This window comes from Wolbachia endosymbiont of Atemnus politus (assembly GCF_013309895.1).
Map to the genome: position 1 here is coordinate 1 of NZ_JAAXCS010000094.1, position 4946 is coordinate 4946.

1 protein-coding gene and 4 pseudogenes are annotated in these 4946 nt (G+C 35.7%); 3 read left to right on the forward strand and 2 right to left on the reverse strand.

Features of this window, described 5'->3' with window-relative positions:
• Positions 1–265: 265 nt before the first annotated feature.
• The 3 genes and pseudogenes from gatA to HET73_RS09960 all read left to right on the forward strand — a co-directional run bounded on the left by gatA (position 266) and on the right by HET73_RS09960 (position 2681).
• Positions 266–1677, forward strand: a pseudogene (gatA, locus tag HET73_RS05880) (Asp-tRNA(Asn)/Glu-tRNA(Gln) amidotransferase subunit GatA).
• Positions 1678–1798: 121 nt separating this feature from the next.
• On the forward strand, positions 1799–2071 hold the full coding sequence (locus tag HET73_RS05885; protein ID WP_174134184.1) for a transposase: 273 nt from the start codon (positions 1799–1801) through the stop codon (positions 2069–2071).
• 58 nt (positions 2072–2129) lie between these two features.
• Positions 2130–2681: pseudogene (locus HET73_RS09960) on the forward strand (transposase).
• Here HET73_RS09960 and HET73_RS10120 read toward each other — a convergent pair.
• Together HET73_RS10120 and ftsA are read right to left on the reverse strand one after the other, a co-directional pair.
• Positions 2668–3042 (reverse strand): annotated as a pseudogene (locus tag HET73_RS10120) (transposase); the annotation flags it as partial. The pseudogenes HET73_RS09960 and HET73_RS10120 sit on opposite strands and share 14 nt — an antisense overlap.
• Positions 3043–3313: 271 nt before the next feature.
• Positions 3314–4532: pseudogene (ftsA, locus tag HET73_RS09520) on the reverse strand (cell division protein FtsA).
• Positions 4533–4946 lie beyond the last annotated feature (414 nt).

Sequence of the window (4946 nt, forward strand, 5' to 3'; positions counted from 1 at the left end):
GAGCATTATACCTGAAATTGCTGCTATTGGAGTCTGCTATATTATCAGGAGTTGTAGGTAGGTGGCGTAGCAGGATATCTTGTTGATCAATGCACACACCGTAAAATCTTCAGTTGCAGGTCATTGAGATTTCGTATCACTTAACATTAAGAAATTTAAGAGTGCTACAACAAGTCTTTTTTATGCAAGTCATAATGGTTAACTACAAACGTATAGATGTTTTGTCTTATTTTTCTTATTCTTACTAAAAATTGAATATTAGTGAATGAATGAATTAAGAAAGCTAAGCATTACAGAAATGCATGATGGACTCAAACGGAAAGATTTTTCCGTAGTTGAACTTGTAGAGGTGCGCATCAATGCAGTTTAAAATGAGAAACTAAATGCATTTGTAACGAAAAACCCAGAAATAGCAATAAAAGCTGCTAAAGCAGCAGATGAATATTTTTCAAAAGAGAAAGATGGTATAATCCCACCGCTCATGGATATACCAGTTGGTGTGAAAGATTTATTCTGCACGAAAGGAATAAAAACAACAGCATGCTCAAAAATGCTGGGAAATTTCGTTCCGACTTACGAATCTACGCTGTCTGACTTGCTTTTAAAAGGTGGAGCAGCCATGCTCGGTAAACTTAATATGGATGAATTTGCCATGGGCTCCGCAAATACAATTAACTATTTCGGTCCTGTTGAAAATGTATGGACTAGAAAAATGATGGTGAAAAAGTTGTACCCGGTGGATCATCCGGTGGATATGCAGCATCGGTTGCTGGGTTTTTATGCGCTGGAGCGCTCGGAAGTGAAACCGATGGATCTGTACGCCAACCGGCAGCTTATTGTGGAGTAGTTGGAACAAAACCAACATATGGGAGGTGCTCACGTTTAGGTATGATTGCATTTGCAAGTTCTCTGGACCAAGCAGGGATCATTACTCGTTCCCTTTCTGATTCAGCATTAATGCTGGAAACAATCTGTGGCTATGATAGCAAAGATTCAACATCGGGCGAAAAACCATTGCCCAAATTTTCTAATTTTATAAATGCTAATATCAAGGGTAAGCGCATTGGTATACCAAAAGAATATAGAATGGATGGGATTTCAGAAGAAATCGTTCATCATTGGGAAAAAGTTTCTTCCGATTTAAAAGAAAACGGTGCTGAAGTTGTTGATATCACTCTGCCGCACACTAAATATGCAATACCAGTGTATTATCTAATTTGCTCTGCTGAAGTTTCATCTAACCTTGCTCGTTATGATGGCGTGCGTTATGGATTCAGGGCTAATGCCAACACCCTCGAAGAAATGTATTCACTAACAAGAGCAGAAAGGTTTGGAAAAGAGGTAAAAAAAGAAGAATCTTAATTGGTGCTTACGCACTTTCTTCAGGTCACTACAATGAATATTATGAAAAAGCACAATGCATTAGAGCATTAATCAGAAATGATTTTATAAAAGCATTTGAAAAAATAGATTAAATACTTGTTCCTTCTGCTCCAACAGAAGCCTTTGGCTCAAATGAAAAGCCAGATCCGCTAATCATGTTTATCAATGATGTTTTTACCGTACCCGCAAGTTTAGCTGGCCTACCTGCTATCTCCGTTCCTGTTGGTCTTTCTAATGAAGGTTTACCACTTGCTACAAGTAATTGGAAACTACTATGATGAAGCTCGAATATAGAATGTAGCAAGTGTGATAGAGCAAAATTGTGGCAGAATAATTGAACTGAATGTGTCCGCTTAGAGCATTTCTTCACCATGTAGAATGAAGTTAAGAAGTATGGTATAAGATATAATTTAAAATGTACCCAAGCGATATAAGTGATAAAGAATGGAAGAAGATAATAGAGCAATATTTTGAACCTAAAAATACCGGCAGACCAAGAAAACATTGTATTGGAACAGTTATAAACACAATCCGCTATGTGGTGAGAACAGGATGTCAATGGAGACAACTGCCTAAATATTTTCCACCATGGAAAACTGTGTATAGTTGTAATTCGTGCTTGAAAAAAAGCGGAATGTGGCGAGAAATTCATGGCTTTCTAGGCTCTGTGAACAAAAAGAGAAAATAAGGAAAAATGTAGCAAAAACTAGGTAGTTTAACTTAGCTAAAAATAGAGAAACTACCAAATGGCATATTATATAAAAGAAGGAAATTGGAAAAAAATTTTTAGTTTTTTGAAAAGCCTAAAAGGAATACACAGCAATATCGAAGAGAAATTGAGAATATTTGTGGAAGCAGATGGCCAAAAGTGGCTGCCAGTGGAGGTTTATATATGAAAATCTATGCGAATCAGGAAGCTTTAGGACTCAGAAAAGGTGGCTTCACAACAAAAATTCATGCTACTGTTTTGGTAATCCACTGAAATTTGTTCTCACACCAGGTCAGAGGAACGTAATTACACAAAGCTGACTGAAAGTGTCGTTAACACGATTTTAGTAGCTGATAAGGGCTATGACAGCAATGCTTTTGTAGCCAGCCTTGAGAGCAGAAAGTGTGATTCCGCCAAAGAGGAATCGAAAAGTGCAGAGAAACTACGACAAACATCTTTATAAAATTTTATTGAGTGCTTCTTTGGAAAAATCAAGAACTTTAGACGTATTTTTTCTCGATTTGACAAGACTGCTGAGGTTTTTATGGGGTTTTTAAACTTCGTTGTTTCTCTCATATGGCTTCTCTAAAATTTTGTTCACAGAGCTTAGAAACCCATTTATAATAACCACAAGCAGATACACCTGCATAACTCCTGTATTTTATAGCAGTTTCTATATAAAATAATATATTACTCTTTTTGGCTGCCCAGGGCTTTTTTAAAATGTCTCTTTATCTCGTTACTCTTGCTAGTTCTTTGTTTAAATCAAACCTTTCATTGTCATGTAGAGGCACCTTTCCTTTGCCTGAAAATGCTTCTGCTCCAGACATTTTTTGATTATATTTTCTTAAATCGCCACTTATACCCAAATCTCTTGCTATTTTTGAAGAAGGTTGACCTGTTTTAGCTTCCAATTTAAACTCTGTTGTATATTCTCTTCTGTTCCTCATATCAAACACCTCCTTGAAAAAAAGTTTTATCTTACTTCAAAAACATCTTAACTTTCTCTCTACTTTTTCTCGGTAAGGTCAGAGTACCAGATGAATCTGGTGGAAGAATATTCTTCAGTTTTACTAAAGCGTTGAAAAATTGGAAGCATGAGCTACAGATGGAACTGTCTTATGGGAAGCTGTTCCTAAGTTCCAAAGTATGATGGTATAATATATGAGAAGTTACCATCACACTCTGGGACCGTACATCTAAGAACTTCATTTAGTAAAATTAAACTGTTACTTTTGACTTTACCCAGTGGTATAATTTACTTATTTTGCCGTCATGACCGAGCATTCCAGGATTATTTCTATAAAAAGTGTCAATTATGAGCTTTATAGAACCTATGGCAGCAGAAAACACAGGGTTCTTATCATACTCGCCATCAAGACCATTACACGACTCAGGGCCTCCGATACGGACTTGTTTGTTGAACATATAGCTAGCAATTTCCTTCATGCTTGCCAACCGACTAGTACTTCCTGTGATAACTACTTTATTAATTGGGTCCTTCTGCTATTGGAATTGTTCTCTTACCAGTTCAAGTATTTCCTCGACCCTCGGTCTAATGATTTCAACAAGTTCGGACTTGAGCACTTGAGTCGGTTCATCACTCTCACTGTTTTGCACTGTAATATATTCGTTTTCATCTATTGAGGTCACAATAGTGTTACCATACAGTATTTTTTATACATTCTGCATGTTCTATACTTGTGAATAGCCCATAGGCGATATCTCGGGTAATATGAATACCGCCAACTTGAATGCTGCTTGCGTGTATAAGTTTTCCTCTTACATAAAAATTCCAATTGCAGTACACCCACCACCTATATCAACAATAGCGGTTCCCAGCTCTTTTTCATCTTCGCTTAAACAGGAAAGACCTGCAGAATATGAGGATGCAATACAACCAGCCATGTTTATCCCGCCATTATTAGTTATGCAATTTTCAATGTTGATAAGTGCTGGACGCGAAGCAGTAACAACATTAACATCAACAGATAGTCTTTTTCCATACAATCCACTAACCTCCTTTATATCACTCATGTCGTCTAAGTGATACTTAGTGGTATATTGTGAATGATAACATTTTCTTCAATATATTTCTCAAACGTCTGAAAAACTACACGTTTTATATCCCGGTCAGAAATCTCACGTGATTGGCTGCAATGATTTCATTACACACATTAAAAGATGAGATGCCACATCCGGCAATATATCTGGTCTATAGTTTCTTCTGATACTTGCTCGGCTAAACCTACGATTGATGAAATAGAATAATTTGCATGTTTTACATCAGTTATTGATCCACTATTTACGCCCTCTGCAATCTTATAACCTGTTCCTGTTATTTTATAGCTGTAATTGCTGCTGACCATAACAATTAGACAAATAATCGGACAAATAAAAAACGTTTCTCTTTGGTTTTTACTATTACTGCAGAGTACATTAGTTGACCTTATTATATAAATTCATTCGAATTGTAGCTTTCTTTAATAATTTATATTCCTATTAAGAACACAGCAACATTTTAATATACCCCAAATACTGGACAAAGGGTGTGTTATTATGGTATTGGGACACAGTGGGAGGGGATCATCATATAAAAGATGGCCGACTACCATAGGTAAAAAAAAAAAAAAAAAAAAAACAACTTGTTCTATTCCAATTCTATGTATTATTCTTTTTATTTAATACTGCTTTAATATTGATTAAACATATATAAATATATATAATTAATAACCTTTATTATTAATAACAACACATGGTGGCAGCGGTAGAAACTTTTGTAAAATAAACTTGTAATATTAAATATTAAGCAAATGGCGTCTCAATTCCAACCTCCAGAAGAAATTATATTTTC

Excerpts from the sequence above, each read along its gene's own strand:
- HET73_RS05885 (WP_174134184.1), top strand. The coding sequence starts at position 1,799 with ATGTACCCAAGCGATATAAGTGATAAAGAATGGAAGAAGATAATAGAG.